The organism is Streptomyces blastmyceticus, from assembly GCF_039521185.1.
Lineage (GTDB): Bacteria > Actinomycetota > Actinomycetes > Streptomycetales > Streptomycetaceae > Streptomyces > Streptomyces blastmyceticus.
Genome location: NZ_BAAABW010000048.1, coordinates 1 through 18,950 on the forward strand (window position 1 = coordinate 1; position 18,950 = coordinate 18,950).

Sequence of the window (18,950 nt, forward strand, 5' to 3'; positions counted from 1 at the left end):
CTCCGGGGGTGCGCGGGCCTGCGGCCGTACGGGCGACGGTGGGTGTCCGGTCGCGGGGCCGGGGTCAGCCCTTCACGGGCCCGAAGGCGGGCAGGACGGCGCCGTTGCTGTACTTCTGCTCGATGAACTTCTTGACCTCGTCGGAGTTGAGGAGCTTGGCGAGCTTGGCGATGCGCGGGTCGGCCTCGTTGCCCTTCTTCACGGCGAGGAAGTTGGCGTAGGGGTTGCCGTCGGCCTTCTCCAGGGCGATGGAGTCCTTGGCCGGGTTGAGCTTGGCGCCGATGGCGAAGTTGCCGTTGATGACGGCGGCGTCGACGTCGGCCAGGCGCGAGGGGATCTGGTCGGCGGCGAGCTCGGTGAACTTGACGCCCTTCTTGTCCTCGACGTCCGAGAGCTTGGCCTCGGCGCCCACGCCGTCCTTCAGCTTGATGACGCCGTTGTCGGCCAGCAGCTTGAGGGCGCGGCCCTCGTTGGTGGCGTCGTTGGGCACGGCGACGGTGGAGCCGTCGGAGAGGTCGGAGACCTTCTTGACCTTCTTGGAGTAGAGGCCGAGCGGCTCGAGCTCGACGTTGACGACGGGCACGATGTCCGTCTTGTTCTTCTTGTTGAAGTCGTCGAGGTAGGGCTTGTGCTGGAAGAAGTTGGCGTCGACCTCACCGTTCTGGGTGGCGGTGTTGGGGAGGACGTAGTCGCTGAACTCCCGCACCTTGAGGTTGAGCCCGGCCTTCTTGGCGAGGTTGTCGCGCACGAAGTTCAGGATGTCGGCGTGCGGCGTGGGGCTGGCGGCGACGACGAGGGTGGCCTCGGGGTCGGCGTCCTTGCCCTTCTTCTCCGAGCTGCTGGAGGTGTCGGAGGGGGCGCTGCACGCGCTCAGGCCGAGGGTGAAGGCGGCTGCGGCGACGGCGGTGGTGATCTTGATGGTGGTACGCACGAAGAGTGCCTCTTTCTTGATCTCACGAGGTGTTGCCGCCCGGCAAAGGGTCCGGGCTCGTGGAGTTCTGGTGGGCCGGGGCCCGTTTGTTCAGCGGGTCTCGGTGAGCGCCGCGGTCTCGCCCACGGCCGGGTCCGGCGTCTTCGCCGGGGTGGCCCTGCGGGCGGAGGGCAGGAGTCCGCGCAGTCCGACGGAGGCCGTCTGGCGGGCGCCGCGTCCGGCGAGGCGCCGTACGACGAGGTCGCCGGCGAGCTGGACGGCGGTGACGATGACGATGAGCAGCACGATGGTGATGTTCATCAGGCCCGTCTCGTGGCGCTGGAAGCCGTAGGAGATGGCGAGGTTGCCGAGCCCGCCGCCGCCGACGGCGCCGGCCATGGCGGAGTAGCCGATGAGGGCGATCACGGTGGTGGTCAGGCCCGCGACGATCGAGGGCAGCGCCTGCGGGAGCAGCACCTTGCGGACGACGGTCCAGGTGCCGCCGCCCATCGACTGGACGGCTTCGACCAGTCCGTGGTCGACCTCGCGGACGGCGGTCTCCACCAGGCGGGCGAAGAAGGGGATGGCGCCGACGGCGAGGGCGACGACGGCGGCGCTGGGGCCGATGGAGGTGCCGACCACGAAGCGGCTGAAGGGGATCAGCCAGACGAGGAGGATGATGAAGGGCAGGGAGCGGCCGAGGTTGACGACCGCGCCGATGACCTTGTTCACCACGACGTTCTGGAGCAGCGCGCCGCGGTCGGTGAGGACCAGCAGGAGGCCGAGCGGCAGGCCGCCGATGACGGCGTAGATGGTGGACCACCACACCATGAAGAGGGTGTCCAGACACGCGTCGCGCAGCAGGGGCTGCATTTCGGACCAGGTCACTTGGCACCTTCCTTGAGGAGCTCGTCGGCGGGCGCCGGTGTCTTTACGGGGGCGACCTCGACCTGGAGGCCCTGTTCCCGCAGGAAGCCGATGGGGACGACGTTCTCCTCGAAGCGGCCGGGGAGCTCGATGCGCATCCGGCCGACCTGCTTGCCGCAGACGGTGTCCATCGCGGCGCCCAGGATCGAGATGTCGACGTTGTAGGTGCGCGACAGCTGGGAGATGACCGGCTGGGTCGCGGCCTCGCCGTGGAAGGTGATGTCGACGACCGTGCGGTCCTCGCCGGAGGGCTCGCCGCCGACGGGGAAGAGCTCGGCCGCCAGCTCGGAGCCGGGGGTGGCGAGCAGTTCGGAGACGGTGCCGGACTCCACGACGCGGCCGCCCTTCATGAGGGCCGCGGAGTCGCAGATGGTCTTGACGACCTCCATCTCGTGGGTGATGAGGAGGACGGTCAGGCCGAGCTGCCGGTTGAGGTCGCGCAGCAGCGTCAGGATGGAGCGGGTGGTCTCCGGGTCGAGCGCGGAGGTCGACTCGTCGGAGAGCAGCACCTTGGGGTCGCCGGCCAGGGCGCGGGCGATGCCGACGCGCTGCTTCTGGCCGCCGGAGAGCTGGGCGGGGTAGGCCTTGGCCTTGTCGGCGAGGCCGACGAGGTCGAGGAGTTCGAGGGCCTTGCGGCTGCGTTCCTTGCCGGAGATGCCGAGGATCTCGAGCGGGAGCTCGATGTTGCTCTGGACCGTGCGCGAGGAGAGCAGGTTGAAGTGCTGGAAGACCATGCCGATGCGGCTGCGGGCCTTGCGCAGTTCGGCGCCCGCGCGGGGGCCGCGGCCGGCGAGCGCGGTGAGGTCCTGTCCGGCCACGGTGACCGTGCCGGAGCTGGGGCGCTCCAGGAGGTTGACGCAGCGGATGAGGGTCGACTTGCCGGCGCCGCTCTGGCCCACGACGCCGTACACCTCGCCCTCGCGCACGTGGAGGTCGACGCCGTCGAGGGCGGTGACCTCGCGGCCGCGTGAGCGGTAGACCTTTGTCAGGCCCGTAGTGGTGATCACAGGGGATTCCGTCACTGTCGAGTGCGCGGCGGTGGTGGTGCCGGGCACGGGAATTCATTGCGGAACGCGGCATCGGTGATCCCCGGCGGGCGCGTGGCGCGCGGCTTCGGGGTCCTGGTGACGCGGGGCGGAGCTCCGGTCCGGTCCGGTGGGGACACGGGTCGGGCTCTAGGGGTCTCGCTTCGGGGCGCGAGGCACAGAACGGGGGCCCTCAGCGGTCACACATTCGACACATGCAACGAGCACCGGGCGTCATCATCGCCTCGGTCGCAAGGGTGCGGCTGCTCGTCGTGGTCATGCGGGAAAGTAAAACAGAAGCGCGTGCGAGTCGGCCAAGCCTGTCCGAATAGCGGACGCGATTGGCCGAAGCGTGGACATCACCGGCCGATTGCCGATGATCTTGAGGGCACCCCCGTGGCCTGCGCGGATGTGGCCGGAGGGCGCGTGGGTGGCATGCCGTACGGGGGCCGGCGACCCGCCGCATGTGGCCAAGACCACGGCGCCCGGCCCGGCGGGCGGGGCCGGGCGCCGGGCCCGGGGTCGCGCGCGGGGCGGTCACGGCGGGCCATTAAAGTCGTCCCATGCTTGTCCAGCCCCCTCCGCATGCCCGCGCCGCCCGGCGGCCGCGGTGATCGACGCGCTGACGCTCGCGGTCGGCCTGACCGCCCTCGCGCTGGCCGCCTGGTGCGGCTTCGCCTTCTCGCGCGACCAGTCCACCAAGGACTGGCACTTCATCGGCATGGCCGTGGTGTCCGTCCTGGCCCTCGTCCAGCTCGTCATCGGCGTCGTACGGCTGGCGGGCGGCGACAAGCCGGCGCAGGGCATGGCCATCTTCGTCGCCTATCTGATCGGCTCGGCCGCCGCCGTGCCCGCCGCCGGCTTCATGTCGCTCGTGGAGCGCACGCGCTGGGGCTCGGCGACCGTAGCGGCGGGCGGCGTGATCCTGGCCGTGCTCGAAGTCCGGCTCTACGACATCTGGGGAGGCTGAACCATGACCCGATCCTCCGAGGCGCCCGCCAAGGCCGCCTTCGACCTCGGCCAGGGGCCGGGCCGGCTGCTGGTCTGGCTCTACGGCGTCTTCACCGTCGCGGCGGCCTCCCGCTCGATCGTCCAGATGATCCTGGACTTCGGCAGGGCGCCGCTGGCGTACGTGCTGTCGGCGGTGGCCGCGGTGGTCTACGCCTTCATCACGTACTCGCTGGTACGGGGCGGGCCCGCGGCCCGCAGGGCGGCGCTGGTGTGCTGCGGGGCGGAGCTGGCCGGCGTGCTCGTCGTCGGGACCTGGACCCTGGTCGCACCGTCCGCCTTCCCCGACGCGACGGTGTGGTCGGACTACGGGATGGGCTACCTCTTCATCCCGGTGATCCTCCCGGTGACGGCGATGATGTGGCTGCGGCGCGCGCCGTCGGGTGCCGGACGGACCGGCGAGGCCGACCCGTCCGGCGCCTGAGGACTTCCGGCTACGCGCTGCCGACCAGCGCGGTCACGCCCTTTTCCAGCGTCACCAGCGTGACCTTCGCGGAGACCCGCTCCGTACCCACCTGCGCGTACCCCCACTTGCGATAAAGGCGCAGGTTGCCCTCATTGCGGTGGCCCGTCGCCAGCCGGAAGCGCAGCGCGGACCACTCGTCCGCGAGCCGGTCCTCGACCGCGCCCAGCAGCCGCCCGCCCAGACCGTGCCGCTGCATCCGCGGGTGGACGATCAGGCCCGCGATGGACGCCGTGCCGTCCGCGTCGACCGTGCCGCGCACCGAGCCGACGACCTCGTCGCCGAGCCGGGCCACCAGCACACAGCCGGCGGCCAGCTCCGTGCGGAGCCCGTCGAGGGTCTGGGTGAGGGGTTCGATGGAATAGTCGCCGTAGAGCTCGGCCTCGCCCTGGTAACAGAGGTACTGGAGCTTGAGGATCTGCTCGGCATCGTCTTCGGTCGCCGCAGAGATGGTCACGCTCATGCCCATGTGCGCACGCCTCCCCTTTTCCGGTTCGGTCCGCCCTGACAGGAGCCGTCGCGATGTACGCCGCCTCCATGGCGCCGGCTGTCTAACGCTCCTTTCCCCCACGTTCAGAAGCCGCAACCTCCGCCGTGAGCATTCTGCGCAGACAACCAAGGCAACGGGAACGCACGGGCCCCAAAGATCCTTGTGAGATACCCAACTCACCTGCGATTTCCCGGTAGGTCGGGTCGTTCCGGGAGAGCAGCGCGCCCAGCAGCCCCGGGCATCTGCCGGGCAGGCGGCGCACGGTGGCGCGCAGCGCGCGGCTCTCCTCGGCGGCGAGCACCGCCTGCTCCACGCAGGACTCGCCGGGCGGTTCGTCCGCGGTCGGGTCGAAGGGCACCTCACGGCGGGCCCGGCGGCGCGCGACGCGGGCCTCGGCCCGTACGGCCGCGCGCAGCCGCAGCGCGGAGACGGACCACCGGCCGCGGGCGGCGCGCCGGTCGCTCAGCAGCCGTACCCAGACGGACTGTTCGAGGTCGGCGGCCTCGATGCCCGCGGCCGGCGCCTCCGCCGCGCACTCGGCCGCCAGCAGCGGCCGCAGTGCGGTCAGAAGATCGTTCGGTGTCATGACGGGCGGGACGTGACCGGCCCGCCCGCCGGTTGCCACCAGGGCGCGCGGCCACCCTTCCGGGTGAGATCGCGCGCCGTGCTTACGGTTGACGTGCGTGCGCCACTACTTGCGGAAGTCCGCCCGCGCGAGCGCCGCCGTGTCGCAGTTGTCGGAGAAGATCCCGTCGATGCCGGTGGCGAAGTAGGTCTTGAACGCGCCGAACGCGTCGCCGTAGGCGTTGGGGTCCGTGCCGCGCCGGAAGTCGGCGGGCAGGAAGCTGTTCTCGTTGCGCATCGTGTAGGGGTGCAGGATCAGGCCCTGCGCGTGCGCGTCGCGGACCAGCGTGGTCGGCTTGGTGAGCCGGTCGTTCTTGTCGCGGGGGATGATCAGGTTCACCCACGGGCCGATGCCCTGGGCGAAGCCGGAGATCCACTTCAGGCCCTCGGGAGTGATGAGGTCCGCGACCGTGCGCGGGTCCTTGGCCTCGACGAAGTCCCAGGAGCGGGTGGGGAGGTCGTCCAGCAGCAGCACCTTGGGGCAGTCGACGCCCAGCTTGCCCAGCCGCTGGAGGCTGCTGGGCTCGAAGGACTGGAGGAAGGTGTGCCCGTTGCGGCCGGCCCGCCCGTAGCGGCGCAGCAGCTTGGCGAGGCGCTCCTCCAGGCCGAGCCCGGCCTTGCGGAAGTACGTGGGGTGCTTGGTCTCGACGTGCAGCCAGATCTTGCGGCCGCGCTTGCGGCCCTGCTCGTCGGCCCACTTGAGGACCTCTTCGAAGGTCGGCACGTCCCAGCGGCCGTCGTAGAGGGTGTTGTGCTGCCGGCTGCCCGGAATGCGCTCGATGGCCCGCAGCGTCTTCAGCTCGGCCAGCGTGAAGTCCTCGGTGAACCAGCCGGTGTGCGCCTCGCCGTCGACCGTCTTGGTCGTCCTGCGGGAGGCGAACTCCTTGCGGGAGGCGACGTCGGTGGTGGCGGTGATGTCGTTCTCGTGCCGGCAGACCAGGTGCCCGTCCTTGGTGGGCACCAGGTCCTGCTCGATGACGTCCGCGCCGTTGGCCAGGGCGTACTCGTAGGAGCCGAAGGTGTGCTCGGGGCGGTACCCGCAGGCGCCGCGGTGGCCTATGACGGTCGGTGTCGGCAGGTCCTTGTACGAGCCGGAGTCACCGTGCCCGCGCCCGTACGCCGCGGGGTCCGCGCCCGACGGCGCGCCCGGCCCGCGCTGCGCGGCCGTCGCCGTGCCCGCTCCGCCGCCGAGGACGACCGCCCCGGCCCCGAGGGCCGCCGCGGCCCCCAGAAGGGTGCGCCTGCCCGGCCGCTGCTCCTGCTCCATGAACGCTCCTAGCGTTGTGTTGCTCTCAAGTGCCTGTGCGGCACCTGTCAGACGCGCCGATCGTAGGCACGTACGACTTTCCGATGGGAAGACGAAGGTCAAACAGGGTGCAAACTCACGTCAACCTCGCGCCAACACTGCGTATCGGGTCCATGAACCCGGCGTGCGCACCCGGGGTACCGGCGAGTATGGTCAGCCCCTGCGCAGGCGTGCGCCACCTCGACCATCACGACCGGAGGGCCCGTTGTCCCGCATCTTGCTCAAGGCGTTTCTCGGATTGCTCATGCGCGTCCTGTACCGCCCCAAGGTGGAGGGCGCGGAGCACATCGCCGAGAGCGGCCCGGTGATCCTGGCCGGCAGCCATGTCACCTTCGTCGACTCGCTGTTCCTCGCGCTGGTGGTCAAGCGGCAGGTGTTCTTCATCGGCAAGGACGAGTACGTCACGGGCAAGGGGATCAAGGGCCGGCTGATGGCCTGGTTCTTCGGCAGCTCCGGGATGATCCCGGTGGACCGCGACGGTGGCCGCGGCGGCGTCGCCGCCCTGATGACGGGCAAGCGGGTGCTGGACGAGGGCCAGGTCTTCGGGATCTACCCCGAGGGCACCCGCTCCCCCGACGGCCGCCTCTACCGCGGCCGTACGGGCATCGCCCGGCTGACGCTGATGACGGGCGCCCCGGTGGTGCCGTTCGCGATGCTCGGGATGGACAAGGTCCAGCCGGGCGGCAAGGGCAAGCTCCGCATCTCCCCGGTGACGATCCGCTTCGGCAAGCCGCTGGACTTCTCCCGCTACGAGGGCATGGACCGCGACCGCTATGTGCTGCGGGCCGTCACCGACGAGGTGATGACCGAGGTCATGGGCCTGTCGGGCCAGGAGTACGTGGACATGTACGCCACCAAGGCGAAGGCCGCCTGACGGCACGCACGCACTCCTGACCCGGGATCGCTCTAGGCCCGGCCGACGCACGCGGGCTGGAAGCCCGGGTCGGCCGGGCCCTTGCGTGCCAGGGCGTTGAGCACCCACTGTGCGACGACCGGGTCCTTGGTGGCCTGGTCGTGCATGAAGGGGTCGAGCGGGCACTTGTCCTGGAGCACCACGTTGGTGAGGTGCTCGGCGGGCCCGGTCAGCAGGGCGCTGGTGTAGGGGATGACGACCTCGTCGTGCCGGGTGGTGATCACCGTGTAGTCCGGGCCGGCCGGGGTCTCGTCGCCCGCGTTGAGCTTCTTCAGCAGGTCGGAGCCGACCTGCTGGTCCACGCAGGACGGACAGAAGGTCCAGCCCGCGGGGATCGCGAGCGGGTTCTTTGTGCCGTGGTTGGACGGGACGATGCCGATGAGGTCGTCCACCTTGTCCGCGCCGCCCAGGAACTTCACGTAGTAGCGCGGCATCATGCCGCCCTGGCTGTGACCGACGATGTCGACCTTGGCGGCACCCGTCGCGCCCCGCACGGCCTCGACGAAGTCCCGCAGCTCGGCGGCCGCCTGGGGGATCGGGTCGGTCTCCATGTGCCCGTAGTTGAAGGCGAAGACGCAGTAGCCCGCGGACTTCAGCTTGGGCGAGAGGGCGGCCCAGTTCTCGGCCATCAGCTTGAAGGTGCCGTTGACCAGCACCACCGGCTGGGGGTGGGCCGAATCCGGCTTGCACGACCAGTCGTTGGCGCCGCGCGGCGGTATGTCGAGGACGGAGGCGGAGGCCGGGGAGGCGAGGCCCGCGAGGCCGAGGGTCGCGGTGGCCGCGGCGGCGAGGAGGAGCCTGACAGTTCTACGCAGACGCATGGGGGGTCCTTTGGGCAACGGGACTCTCGTCCGAACCATGTTCGACAATGTCGACCGGTGGACGAGATGTTTGCGTGCGCATAAGGATCGCGTCAAGGGCAATTGTTTCCGGTAAATGTCACACGGGCCGGGGCTTGTCGCCCCGGCCCGTGTGCGGTTTGCTGCTCATCCGAGCTGTGCGCCGCTCAGTGGCCTCCCGCGCCTTCCTCCAGCCGCTGGCCGCGCAGCAGGAACCAGGCCGCGACCGCCGTCGCCAGCAGCACCGCCGCGCCGATGCCGGAGGCGATCCGCAGCCCCTCGACGAAGGCGTCCTGCGCCGAGGCGAGCAGGGCGTCGCCCGTCTCGCGCGGCAGCCCGGCCGCCGCCTCGACCGCGCCGCCCAGGGAGTCGTGGGCCTCGGCCGCGGCCCGGTCCGGCACTGCGGCGGACACGTCGAAGCCGCGGTAGACGCCGGTGACGATCGAGCCGAGCAGCGCGATGCCGAGCGCCGCGCCGAGCTCGTACGCCGTCTCGGATACCGCGGAGGCGGCGCCCGCCTGTTCCTTGGGGACGCTGGAGAGGATCACGTCGGCGGTGACGGTGAAGGAGAATCCCGCGCCGACGCCGACCACGAGCAGCACCGCGCCCAGGACCGGATAGGCGGTGCCCGCGTGCAGCCAGGTGAGCACGGCGAGCGCGACGCCGATCGCGGCGAGCCCGCCCGCCACCACCGACCGCACGGACCAGCGCCGGGCGGCGCGCCCGGCGAGCAGGCCGGCGGTCACCGCGCCGACGGCGGCGGGCAGTTCGGCGAGCCCCGCCTGCAGCGGATTGCGGCCCTGGACCAGCTGGAGGAACTGCGACAGGAAGAAGACCAGCCCCGACAGGCCCAGGATGGTCAGCAGATCGGCGAGGACCGCCCCGGAGAAGCCGCGGTGGTGGAAGAGGCGCATGTCCAGCAGCGGCTTGGGCAGCTTGAGCTGGCGCCGTACGAACCACACCATCACCAGCAGTCCCGCGACGCCCGCCAGGAGGTAGTACCAGCGGAAGCCGTTCGCCGCCGACTCCTTGACGGCGTAGACGACCGCCACGATGCCGACCATCGACAGGCCCACGCTGAGCAGGTCCCAGGGGCCGGGCGAGGGGTCCTTGGACTCGGGCAGCAGCTTGACGCCGACGAGGACGAGGACGGCCATGACCGGCAGGTTGATCAGGAAGACCGAGCCCCACCAGAAGTTCTCCAGCAGGAAGCCGCCCACCACCGGGCCCACGGCCGCGCCGGCGGAGGCCATCGCGCCCCAGATGCCGATCGCGAAGCTGCGCTCCTTGGGGTCGTGGAAGAGGTTGCGGATCAGGGCGAGGGTCGAGGGCATCAGGGTCGCGCCCGCCACGCCCAGCAGGGCCCGGGCGGCGATCATCATCTCCGGGGTCGTCGCATAGGCGTTGAGCACGGAGACGCCACCGAACGCCACTGCGCCCGTGAGCAGCAGTTTCTTGCGGCCGAGGCGGTCGCCGAGGCTGCCCATGGAGACCAGGAGCCCGGCGATGACGAAGGAGTAGATGTCGCCGATCCACAGCAGCTGGGTGCCCGAGGGGCGCAGGTCCTCGCTGAGGAAGGGGGTCGCGAGGCCCAGCACGGTCGCGTCGACGGCGACCAGGAGGACGGCCAGGACGAGGACGGCCAGCGCCAGCCAGCGCCCCGGACGCGGCGCTTCCGGCGCGGCGGCCGACTGCGGGGTGTCGGTGTGACCGGTCACGGCTTCATCCTCCGCTCCGCTCCGCCGAGCAGCAGCTCGGCGACCATGCGGGTGCGGTCCTTGGCCGCGACCCTGCCCTCCTGCACGGCCCAGGCGCCGGAGCCGATCAGCCCGTAGAGCGCCTCGGTGAGCCACGCGGGCGAGAGGTCGAGCCGGAAGGTGCCCTCCTCCTGGCCGCGCAGGAAGAGGGCGGTGACGCGGGCGTCGAGCCGGTTCCAGCCCTCGTTGACACCGGCTTCGTAGAGCTGGTTCTCGGTGAACAGGAACGCCATGAGCCCGGCCGCCGGCTCGGTCTTCGCGATCAGCCGGCGGACGGCGTCGGCCGCGTCGCCCTCCTCGGTGCGGGCTTCGTCCAGGGCGTGCTCGAACTGCCGGATGCTGAGGTCCTCCAGGGCGCGCACGAGCGCGTCGCGCCCGGAGAAGTGGCGGTGGAGGGTGGCGCGGCTGATCCCCGCCGCTCTGGCGATCTCGTCCATGGAGGCGGTCGCCTTGCGGGTGAGCAGCCCGGCGGCTGCTTCGAGCACATGGTCAGGGTCGACACTCATGAGACGACCCTAACCCGAATGAGACAGTGATGTCTCATTCGGGTGGTCGGCGTCTCATCGAGCGCCCCATGGGCGTCCTAGCCGCGCTTGGCCTCCGCCCACTCGCGCTGCACCGCCAGATCGGCCTTGACCTCGCCCAGCTGCACGGCGACCGCCGAGGGCGCCGTGCCGCCCCGTCCGCTGCGCGAGGCGAGCGCTCCGGGCACGTCGAGGACCGTGCGGACCTCGGGGGTCAGGTGCGGCGAGATCGCGGCGAACTGCTCGTCCGTGAGCTGGTCGAGCTCGATGCCGTGGGCCTCGCACTCCTTGACGCACTCCCCCGCGACCTCGTGCGCGACCCGGAACGGCACCCCCTGCTTGACCAGCCACTCCGCGATGTCGGTGGCCAGTGAGAAACCGGCCGGCGCAAGTTCCTCCATCCGGGCGCGGTTGACCGTGAGGGTCGCCATCATCCCCGTGAAGGCCGGGAGCAGGATCTCCAGCTGGTCGCAGGAGTCGAAGACGGGCTCCTTGTCCTCCTGGAGGTCGCGGTTGTAGGCGAGCGGCAGCGCCTTGAGCGTCGCCAGCAGGCCGGTCAGATTGCCGATGAGCCGCCCGGACTTGCCCCGCGCCAGCTCGGCGATGTCGGGGTTCTTCTTCTGCGGCATGATCGAGGAGCCGGTGGAGAAGGCGTCGTGGAGGGTCACGAAGGAGAACTCCTTCGTGTTCCAGATGATGACCTCCTCGGCGATCCGCGACAGGTCGACGCCGATCATCGCCGTGATGAAGGCGAACTCCGCGACGAAGTCCCGGGCGGCCGTCCCGTCGATGGAGTTGCCGACCGAGCCGCGCTCGAAGCCCAGGTCGGCGGCGACCGCCTCCGGATCCAGGCCGAGCGAGGACCCGGCGAGCGCCCCCGAGCCGTACGGGGAGACGGCCGTGCGCTCGTCCCACTGCCGCAGCCGCTCCGCGTCCCGGCCGAGCGCCTGGACGTGGGCGAGGACATGGTGGGCGAAGAGCACGGGCTGGGCGTGCTGGAGGTGCGTGCGCCCCGGCATGGCGACGTCCGCGTGCGCCTCGGCCAGGCCGACCAGGGCCTCCTGGAGGTCGGTGAGGAGCCCGCCGATGATCCGGGCGTGGTCGCGCAGATACATCCGGAAGAGGGTGGCGACCTGGTCGTTGCGGGACCGCCCGGCGCGCAGCTTGCCGCCGAGGTCGGGCCCGAGCCGCTCCAGCAGGCCGCGCTCCAGGGCGGTGTGCACGTCCTCGTCGGCGATGGTGCCGGTGAAGGTGCCCGCCGCGACGTCGGCCTCCAGCAGCCCCAGGCCGTCGATCATGCGCTGGAGCTCGTCGGCGTCGAGCAGCCCGGCCTTGTGCAGCACGCGCGCGTGCGCACGGGAGCCCGCGATGTCGTACGGGGCGAGGCGCCAGTCGAAGTGGACGGAGGCGGAGAGCTTGGCCAGTGCCTCGGCGGGCCCGTCCGCGAACCGGCCGCCCCACAGCCGTACGTCGCCGCCGCTGTTGCCGTTGCTCACTTGCTGCTCCTCAAGGCTGGTGGTGTGCGGCCGCCTCCCCGCTTCGGGCGGGGAGGCGGCGTTCTTGCAGAGGGTTCAACGAGCCCGGGGTCAGACCAGGTCACGCTTGGCGGCGATCTTCGACGAAAGGCCGAAGATCTCGATGAAGCCCTTGGAGAGCGACTGGTCGAAGGTGTCGCCGGTGTCGTAGGTGGCGAGGTTGAAGTCGTAGAGCGACTGCTCGGACTTCCGGCCGGTGACGACGGCGCGGCCGCCGTGCAGCGTCATCCGGATGTCGCCGGAGACGTGCTGGTTGGCCTCGGCGATGAAGCCGTCCAGCGCCCGCTTGAGCGGCGAGAACCACAGGCCGTCGTAGACCAGCTCGCTCCACCGCTGCTCGACCTGCCTCTTGTAGCGGGCCAGCTCGCGCTCGACGGTGACGGACTCCAGCTCCTGGTGGGCGGTGATCAGCGCGATCGCGCCGGGCGCCTCGTAGATCTCCCGGGACTTGATGCCGACGAGGCGGTCCTCGACCATGTCGAGCCGGCCGATGCCCTGGGCGCCGGCCCGGTCGTTCAGCTGCTGGATGGCCTGGAGCACGGTGACGGGCTTGCCGTCGATGGCCACCGGGACGCCCTGCTCGAAGGTGATGATCACCTCGTCGGCCTCCCGGGGGGTGGCCGGGTTCGCCGTGTAGTCGTAGACGTCCTCGATCGGGGCGTTCCAGATGTCCTCCAGGAAGCCGGTCTCCACAGCCCGCCCGAAGACGTTCTGGTCGATGGAGTACGGCGACTTCTTGGTGGTCGCGATCGGGAGCTGCTTGGCCTCGCAGAAGGCGATGGCCTTGTCCCGGGTCATGGCGTAGTCCCGGACCGGGGCGATGCAGGTGAGCTCCGGCGCGAGGGAGGAGATGCCCGCCTCGAACCGCACCTGGTCGTTGCCCTTGCCGGTGCAGCCGTGGGCGACGGTGCTCGCGCCGTGCTTCTTGGCGGCGGCGACGAGGTGCTTGACGATCGTCGGCCGGGAGAGCGCGGAGACCAGCGGATAGCGGTCCATGTAGAGGGCGTTGGCCTTGATCGCCGGGAGGCAGTACTCCTCGGCGAACTCGTCCTTGGCGTCGGCGACCTCCGCCTCCACCGCACCGCAGGCGAGCGCGCGCTTGCGGATGACGTCCAGGTCCTCGCCGCCCTGGCCGACGTCCACGGCAACGGCGATGACCTCGGCACCCGTCTCCTCGGCGATCCAGCCGATGGCGACGGAGGTGTCCAGACCGCCGGAGTAGGCGAGTACGACGCGCTCGGTCACGGGTTTCTCCTTACGATGCATACGCTGATGGGTATAACTATGCACTGCTCCGTATGTTTCGTCAATAGCCGGGGGGCGGGCATGTCGGGGGCGGCCGGACCCGGATTTGGATCACGGCGCCAAACAGGATATTTTCTTCTTGCACGCCCCGCCGGGAAGAAAAGCCCGGAGGGAATCGGCACCGGGACGTGGCGCAGCTTGGTAGCGCACTTGACTGGGGGTCAAGGGGTCGCAGGTTCAAATCCTGTCGTCCCGACGGTGCAGTAAGGCCTGTCGACCTGGAAGGTTCTTCCAGGTCGACAGGCCTTTTTGCGTGGGGTCCGGGCTGAGATCATCGCTGCATGGCCGACGCACGACTACCCGCAGGGTGGACCCTCCAGCAGATCCACGACGTGTCCGGGGACCGGGATGCCGTCGCACTCCACACCGACCGGACCATGACGTGGTCCAGCTCTCCAGCAGTTCCCGCGGTTGACGAGGTCATACGGCCCGCGATCGTGCTGGGGTTCGGCAACCTGTGTCTCGTGCAGGCCGCCGACGACCCGGACTGGTACATGGGCCATCTGAACGATGACGGCAGCGCCAATTGCTGGAGTGCCTACGGCGATCTCTACGAAGCATTGCGCGGTCTGTGAAGGCCGAAGTCGTTCATGCCCGGCACTCACGTGGCCGGTGGTCCGGGGACCGCTTGGGGCCCAGGCCCCATACACCCGGGTGCATGTTGCCTGCTCAAGCGAACGACGCAGCGCACACCAAAAGCGCTCCGACCTCGAGGACCCTGCACCGATGCGGCCTCCGGCATACGGTGGAACGATCAGCCGGTGAGCGACAGGGCCGCTGACCGTACGGCTGGCAGGCGGTGCAGGCCGAGATTCTCGTGGATGTCGAGAGCGGCAGAAGAGCGGTTAAGCGTGATGTAGTGCAGCCCTGGTGCACCCTCCGCCAGCAGACGCTCGCTCAGTACAGTGACGTGCTCGACGCCGATGCTGTGCGCAGCGTCCGGGTCATCCCGTGCGCCGTCAAGCGCCTCGGCCAGAGGGGCGGGAAACACGGCGCTGCTCAGTTCTGCCAGTCGCCGAATCTGCCGCACATCGGTGGCAGGCATGATCGCCGGGATGATCGGAACGTCGCAGCCCGCCGCGGCCACGCGGTCGCGCAACCGAAAGTAGTCATCGACGTGGAAAAACATCTGAGTGATGGCATACTCGGCGCCCGCACGGCACTTGGCCACGAAGTACCGGATTTCGCTCTCCCAGTCCGGCGACCTCGGATGGCGTTCAGGAAATACTGCCACACCGACACTGAAGTTCCCTGTCTCCCTTACCAGACGCACGAGTTGATGGGCATAGGTGAACCCCTCATGGTGCGGCACCCACTGTCCCAGCGGATCGCCGGGCGGGTCACCCCGCAGAGCCAGCATGTCGTGCACGCCGACTGCCGCGTAGGAGCCGATGATGTGCCGGAGTTCGGCCACCGAGTGGCCTACTGCGGCGAGATGAGCGACCGGGCGCAGGGTGGATTCCGCGGCGATTCGACGGGTCAGTTCGATGGTCCGTTCCCGTGAGGAGCCTCCGGCTCCGTAGGTCACCGACACGAAGGTCGGGGCGTACGCTTCGATACGTCGTATCGAGCGCCACAACAGCTTCTCGGCCTGCGGGGACTGGGGAGGGAAGAACTCGAACGAGTACGAGATCCGGGCTGGTTCCAGTAGTCGACGGGACGGCATCAGGGGATTCATGGCCTCAGCTTCTCCAGATGCTGTGCGACGGCCCCGGCCGGTGCCGACCCGTAGGCATTCTCGATGCGCTGGAGCAAGCTCGCCGGGTCGAGCGTGTAACCCTGCGCGCCGATCCCTTCCAAGGAGAGGGAGGCAACGGCGCACCCCAGCCGAACAGAAAGATCCAGCGTTTGTCCCCAGCACACTGCGGCCAAGAATCCGGCGCGGAAGGCGTCTCCGGCACCGGTCGGGTCGACGATGCCCCGTGGCACCACCGCGTGGACCGTGCGCGGCTGTTCGCCGACGGCCTCCGTACGCACGCCCTCCGCGCCGAGTGTGGTCACCCATACCCCAACGCGGGAGAGGATGTCGGCATGCGTCCAGCCCGTTCGTTCCTGGAGCAAGGACGCTTCGTACTCGTTGGTGAAGAGCCACCGCGCTCCGGTCACGAGCTGCCGCGTCTCGTCACGGTCGAGCCGGGCAAGCTGCTGTGAGGGGTCGACTGCGAACGCGACACCCAGGGAACGGGTTTGCTCCGCGTGCTTGAGCATGGCGGCCGGGTCGTTCGGGGATACGAGAACGACGCCGATGTCGCCCGTCCGACAGACCACCTGCCGAAGATCGATGTCCCGGGCCTCTGCCATGGCCCCGGAGTAGAACGACGCAATCTGATTCTCCCGACGATCCGTCAAGCATGTAAAACGAGCCGTCTGACGCTCGGACGAGATATGCACGAAGTCCGTATCAACCCCGCATTCCTCGAGTCGGATACGGTAGTCGCCGAAATCGGGTCCAGCAGCGCCGACCAGGACCGGTGCATGGCCCAGGCTGCCGAGCCCGTACGCAATGTTCGCCGCAACCCCGCCGTGCCGGACCTCCAGGTCGTCAACCAGGAACGAGAGGGAGAGGGAGTCCAGCCGGTCAGGGATCAGCTGATCTGCGAAGACCCCGGGAAATACCATGAGATGGTCGGTGGCTATGGAGCCGGAGACCGCTACGCGCACGGGTACTCCTGGTGTTCGAGGTAGGACCGGATATTGCGGCGGGTCTCGGTGACACTGTCGCCGCCGAACTTCTCGGCGACAGCGTCCGCGAGGACCAGCGCCACCATGGCCTCGGCGACGACGCCAGCAGCCGGCACGGCGCACACGTCGGAGCGCTGGTGATGGGCCTTTGCGGCCTCACCTGTGGCGACATCGACAGTGGCGAGGGCGCGGGGCACGGTCGCGATAGGCTTCATCGCTGCCCGCACCCGTAGCAGCTCACCGGTCGTGAGGCCGCCCTCGGTTCCACCTGAACGGCCCGTCACTCGCTTGATGCCCTCCGGCGTGGAGACGATCTCGTCGTGGGCCCTCGAGCCCGGCACGCGTGCGAGCTCGAATCCGTCACCGACCTCCACGCCCTTGATCGCCTGGATGCCCATGAGTGCGGCCGCGAGGCGGGCATCAAGACGCCGGTCCCAGTGGACATGTGAGCCAAGACCCACTGGCACGTCGTACGCCAGGACCTCCACCACGCCACCGAGTGTGTTGCCGTCCTTGTATGCCTGATCGATTGCCGCGACCATCGCCTTCGACGCATCCCCGTCCAAGCAGCGCACCGGATCGGCGTCCAGCTTCCCGACGTCCGCCGGGGTCGGGTACACCCCGTACGGGGCCTTGGCGCCCGCCAGCTCTACGACATGGCTGACGATCTCGATCCCGGCCGTCTCCTTCAGGTACGAACAGGCCACCGCACCCAGCGCGAGGCGCGCGGCAGTCTCCCGAGCACTGGCACGCTCCAGGATCGGGCGGGCCTCGTCGAAGCCGTACTTCTGCATCCCCGCCAGATCGGCGTGGCCGGGACGTGGCCGGGTCAATGGAGCGTTACGCGCCAAGTCGGCCAACTCGGCCGGATCCACCGGATCAGCCGCCATAACTTTCTTCCACTTGTGCCACTCTGTGTTGCCCACAGTGATCGCGACCGGCGAGCCCATGGTCAGACCGTGCCGAACGCCGCCAAGAAACGTGACCTCGTCCCGCTCGAAATTCATCCGCGCGCCGCGCCCATAGCCGAGGCGCCGCCGAGCCAGGTGGCCCGCCACCATCTGCGTGGTGACCGGGACACCGGCAGGAAGGCCTTCCAACGTTGCCACCAGTGCGGGGCCGTGCGACTCTCCCGCGGTCAGCCAGCGCAACCGGCTCATCAGCGCCCCTGACCGCAGTGCCCACGGCTGTGCGCGCTCGTGGACCTGCCACTGCTCCCGTACATCTCGGCGATCATGAAGGCTAGTTCGAGCGACTGGCTGCGGTTCAGACGAGGATCGCAGGCGGTCTCGTAGCGCTGCCGAAGGTCGGCGTCCGCGATCTCGTGCGCGCCGCCGACGCACTCCGTGACATCATCACCCGTCAGCTCTACGTGGATGCCACCCGGATGCGTCCCCAGGTACTGGTGCACCTCGAAGAAACCACGGATCTCGTCGAGAATGCGGTTGAACTGGCGAGTCTTGTACCCACTTTCCGACTCGTAGGTGTTCCCGTGCATCGGGTCGCACGCCCATACCACCTGGGCGCCGGAAGCCGTGACCTTCTCCACGAAGGCCGGCAGCACGTCCCGTATCCTTCCCGCACCCATTCTGGTGATGAACGTCAACCGGCCGGGCTGCCGCTCCGGGTCGAGCCTGTCGATCAGGGCGAGTGCGTCGTCCGCCGTCGAGGTCGGCCCGAGTTTTACACCGATCGGATTCCTGACCCGGGCGGCGAACTCCACGTGCGCGCCGTCCAGTTGTCGGGTACGTTCCCCGATCCACACCATGTGGGCCGACACGTCATACAGGTATCCACTTCGGGAGTCCACGCGCGTCAGCGCAGCCTCGTAGTCCAGCAGCAGCGCTTCATGGCTGGCATAGAACTCGACCGTCTCGATCTCCCGGGGCAGGGGGCCGCAGGACCGCATGAAGGCGAGCGCGGAGTCGATCTGCCTGGCCAGGCTTTCGTAGCGTTCACCAGCAGGGGAGAGCGCCACGAAGTCCCGATTCCAGGCATGCACCCTGCGCAGGTCGGCGTATCCCCCAGTGGTGAAGGCCCGTACGAGATTCAAGGTGACAGCGGACGCGTGGTACATCCGGCTCAGCCGGTGCGGGTCCAGCACTCTGGCCGCCTGGTCGAAGGCCAGGCCGTTCACGGCGTCTCCCCGATAGGAGGGCAGCGTGACACCGTCACGGATCTCGACCTCGCTCGAGCGTGGTTTGGCGTACTGCCCGGCCATCCTGCCCACCTTGACGACAGGTACAGAGGCTGCGTAGGTCAAGACGGCCGCCATCTGCAGGATGGTGCGGAGTTTGTTGTCGATCTGCTCGGCGCTCACACCATCGAAGGTCTCCGCACAGTCGCCCGCCTGAAGGAGGAACGCCTCACCCCGCGCCACCGCCGCAAGCCGCGCCCGCAACTGGTCGCACTCGGCCGCGTAGACCAAAGGCGGGCTCGACCGGAGGAACGCCAGAACCTCTCGCAGAGCATCAGGGTCCGGCCAGGCGGGTTGCTGAGCAGCGGGCAGCGACATCCAGTCGTCGGCTATGTCTGCGGCCATCGGTCAAACCCCCGCAGCCTTGCGCAGGGCGTCGACGCGGTCCGTGCGCTCCCAGGTGAAGTCCGGGAGCTCGCGGCCGAAGTGGCCGTAGGCGGCGGTC

Annotated in this window: 19 protein-coding genes and 1 tRNA gene; 5 read left to right on the plus strand and 15 right to left on the minus strand. The window is 69.5% G+C overall.

The features are described from left to right. Positions 1-64 precede the first annotated feature (64 nt). From ABD269_RS35140 to ABD269_RS35150, 3 genes are all read right to left on the minus strand, one after another. Positions 65-931, minus strand: coding sequence for a MetQ/NlpA family ABC transporter substrate-binding protein (locus ABD269_RS35140; RefSeq protein ID WP_301888799.1), 867 nt, complete (start codon positions 929-931; stop codon positions 65-67). Between the two features lie 90 nt (positions 932-1,021). Continuing rightward, on the minus strand, positions 1,022-1,798 hold the full coding sequence (locus ABD269_RS35145) for a methionine ABC transporter permease (protein WP_301888798.1): 777 nt from the start codon (positions 1,796-1,798) through the stop codon (positions 1,022-1,024). Then, positions 1,795-2,844, minus strand: a complete 1,050-nt coding sequence (locus ABD269_RS35150) for a methionine ABC transporter ATP-binding protein (RefSeq protein ID WP_301894558.1) — start codon at positions 2,842-2,844, stop codon at positions 1,795-1,797. Before ABD269_RS35150 ends, ABD269_RS35145 begins: the two co-directional genes overlap by 4 nt. 628 nt (positions 2,845-3,472) lie before the next feature. Here ABD269_RS35150 and ABD269_RS35155 point away from each other — a divergent pair. After that, on the plus strand, positions 3,473-3,832 hold the full coding sequence (locus ABD269_RS35155) for a hypothetical protein (protein WP_116210785.1): 360 nt from the start codon (positions 3,473-3,475) through the stop codon (positions 3,830-3,832). 3 nt (positions 3,833-3,835) lie between these two features. After that, a complete protein-coding gene (locus tag ABD269_RS35160) occupies positions 3,836-4,294 on the plus strand; it encodes a hypothetical protein (protein ID WP_344124685.1) in 459 nt (152 codons plus the stop codon). Positions 4,295-4,304: 10 nt separating this feature from the next. On the opposite strand, the gene ABD269_RS35165 is transcribed toward ABD269_RS35160, so the two are convergent. The 3 genes from ABD269_RS35165 to ABD269_RS35175 form a co-directional block, all read right to left on the minus strand. Further along, complete coding sequence (locus ABD269_RS35165; protein ID WP_344124687.1) at positions 4,305-4,802, minus strand: GNAT family N-acetyltransferase; 498 nt, start codon at positions 4,800-4,802, stop codon at positions 4,305-4,307. Between the two features lie 82 nt (positions 4,803-4,884). Next, entirely contained in the window at positions 4,885-5,409 is a 525-nt protein-coding gene (locus tag ABD269_RS35170) for a sigma-70 RNA polymerase sigma factor region 4 domain-containing protein (RefSeq protein ID WP_344124689.1), read from the minus strand. 105 nt (positions 5,410-5,514) lie between these two features. Next, the gene (locus ABD269_RS35175) at positions 5,515-6,714 is read right to left on the minus strand and encodes a glycerophosphodiester phosphodiesterase (RefSeq protein ID WP_344124691.1); all 1,200 of its coding nucleotides are present in this window, start codon (positions 6,712-6,714) and stop codon (positions 5,515-5,517) included. A 244-nt stretch (positions 6,715-6,958) separates the two neighbouring features. Here ABD269_RS35175 and ABD269_RS35180 point away from each other — a divergent pair, with 244 nt between their 5' ends. After that, positions 6,959-7,627 (plus strand): lysophospholipid acyltransferase family protein, encoded by a 669-nt coding sequence (locus ABD269_RS35180; protein ID WP_301888792.1) that lies wholly within the window; start codon positions 6,959-6,961, stop codon positions 7,625-7,627. A gap of 32 nt (positions 7,628-7,659) precedes the next feature. Here ABD269_RS35180 and ABD269_RS35185 read toward each other — a convergent pair whose 3' ends face one another. From ABD269_RS35185 to ABD269_RS35205, 5 genes are all read right to left on the minus strand, one after another. Further along, positions 7,660-8,487: an alpha/beta fold hydrolase gene (locus tag ABD269_RS35185; protein ID WP_301888791.1), complete on the minus strand. Its 828-nt coding sequence runs from the start codon at positions 8,485-8,487 to the stop codon at positions 7,660-7,662. 185 nt (positions 8,488-8,672) lie between these two features. Continuing rightward, on the minus strand, positions 8,673-10,223 hold the full coding sequence (locus tag ABD269_RS35190) for an MFS transporter (RefSeq protein ID WP_344124694.1): 1,551 nt from the start codon (positions 10,221-10,223) through the stop codon (positions 8,673-8,675). Further along, the gene (locus ABD269_RS35195; protein WP_301888788.1) at positions 10,220-10,768 is read right to left on the minus strand and encodes a TetR/AcrR family transcriptional regulator; all 549 of its coding nucleotides are present in this window, start codon (positions 10,766-10,768) and stop codon (positions 10,220-10,222) included. Before ABD269_RS35195 ends, ABD269_RS35190 begins: the two co-directional genes overlap by 4 nt. Before the next feature lie 77 nt (positions 10,769-10,845). Beyond that, on the minus strand, positions 10,846-12,282 hold the full coding sequence (argH, locus tag ABD269_RS35200) for an argininosuccinate lyase (RefSeq protein WP_301888787.1): 1,437 nt from the start codon (positions 12,280-12,282) through the stop codon (positions 10,846-10,848). A gap of 90 nt (positions 12,283-12,372) precedes the next feature. Beyond that, complete coding sequence (locus tag ABD269_RS35205) at positions 12,373-13,566, minus strand: argininosuccinate synthase (RefSeq protein ID WP_301888786.1); 1,194 nt, start codon at positions 13,564-13,566, stop codon at positions 12,373-12,375. Positions 13,567-13,748: 182 nt separating this feature from the next. On the opposite strand from ABD269_RS35205, the gene ABD269_RS35210 reads away from it, so the two are divergent. Both ABD269_RS35210 and ABD269_RS35215 read left to right on the plus strand, forming a co-directional pair. Next, positions 13,749-13,822: transfer RNA gene (locus tag ABD269_RS35210), tRNA-Pro, on the plus strand. 85 nt (positions 13,823-13,907) lie between these two features. Further along, on the plus strand, positions 13,908-14,201 hold the full coding sequence (locus tag ABD269_RS35215; protein ID WP_344124697.1) for a hypothetical protein: 294 nt from the start codon (positions 13,908-13,910) through the stop codon (positions 14,199-14,201). Between the two features lie 179 nt (positions 14,202-14,380). On the opposite strand, the gene metF is transcribed toward ABD269_RS35215, so the two are convergent. From metF to ABD269_RS35235, 4 genes are read right to left on the minus strand one after another with little or no spacing between them, the layout of a single operon-like run. Then, positions 14,381-15,304: a methylenetetrahydrofolate reductase [NAD(P)H] gene (gene metF / locus ABD269_RS35220; RefSeq protein WP_344124699.1), complete on the minus strand. Its 924-nt coding sequence runs from the start codon at positions 15,302-15,304 to the stop codon at positions 14,381-14,383. Further along, positions 15,301-16,287 (minus strand): carbohydrate kinase family protein, encoded by a 987-nt coding sequence (locus ABD269_RS35225; protein WP_344124701.1) that lies wholly within the window; start codon positions 16,285-16,287, stop codon positions 15,301-15,303. The genes metF and ABD269_RS35225 overlap by 4 nt, the downstream gene beginning before the upstream one ends. Further along, positions 16,278-17,468 (minus strand): chorismate synthase, encoded by a 1,191-nt coding sequence (gene aroC / locus ABD269_RS35230; protein WP_344124703.1) that lies wholly within the window; start codon positions 17,466-17,468, stop codon positions 16,278-16,280. Before aroC ends, ABD269_RS35225 begins: the two co-directional genes overlap by 10 nt. Next, entirely contained in the window at positions 17,468-18,850 is a 1,383-nt protein-coding gene (locus tag ABD269_RS35235; protein ID WP_344124705.1) for a class II 3-deoxy-7-phosphoheptulonate synthase, read from the minus strand. Before ABD269_RS35235 ends, aroC begins: the two co-directional genes overlap by 1 nt. Positions 18,851-18,950: the final 100 nt, after the last annotated feature.

What these genes read in the sequence shown, in the direction of transcription:
- ABD269_RS35160 (WP_344124685.1), top strand. Translation starts at nt 3,836, where the DNA reads ATGACCCGATCCTCCGAGGCGCCCGCCAAGGCCGCCTTCGACCTCGGC.
- ABD269_RS35165 (WP_344124687.1), bottom strand. Translation starts at nt 4,802, where the DNA reads ATGGGCATGAGCGTGACCATCTCTGCGGCGACCGAAGACGATGCCGAG.
- ABD269_RS35170 (WP_344124689.1), bottom strand. Translation starts at nt 5,409, where the DNA reads ATGACACCGAACGATCTTCTGACCGCACTGCGGCCGCTGCTGGCGGCC.
- ABD269_RS35175 (WP_344124691.1), bottom strand. Translation starts at nt 6,714, where the DNA reads ATGGAGCAGGAGCAGCGGCCGGGCAGGCGCACCCTTCTGGGGGCCGCG.
- ABD269_RS35185 (WP_301888791.1), bottom strand. Translation starts at nt 8,487, where the DNA reads ATGCGTCTGCGTAGAACTGTCAGGCTCCTCCTCGCCGCCGCGGCCACC.
- ABD269_RS35195 (WP_301888788.1), bottom strand. Translation starts at nt 10,768, where the DNA reads ATGAGTGTCGACCCTGACCATGTGCTCGAAGCAGCCGCCGGGCTGCTC.
- ABD269_RS35215 (WP_344124697.1), top strand. Translation starts at nt 13,908, where the DNA reads ATGGCCGACGCACGACTACCCGCAGGGTGGACCCTCCAGCAGATCCAC.
- metF (WP_344124699.1), bottom strand. Translation starts at nt 15,304, where the DNA reads ATGAATCCCCTGATGCCGTCCCGTCGACTACTGGAACCAGCCCGGATC.
- aroC (WP_344124703.1), bottom strand. Translation starts at nt 17,468, where the DNA reads ATGAGCCGGTTGCGCTGGCTGACCGCGGGAGAGTCGCACGGCCCCGCA.
- ABD269_RS35235 (WP_344124705.1), bottom strand. Translation starts at nt 18,850, where the DNA reads ATGGCCGCAGACATAGCCGACGACTGGATGTCGCTGCCCGCTGCTCAG.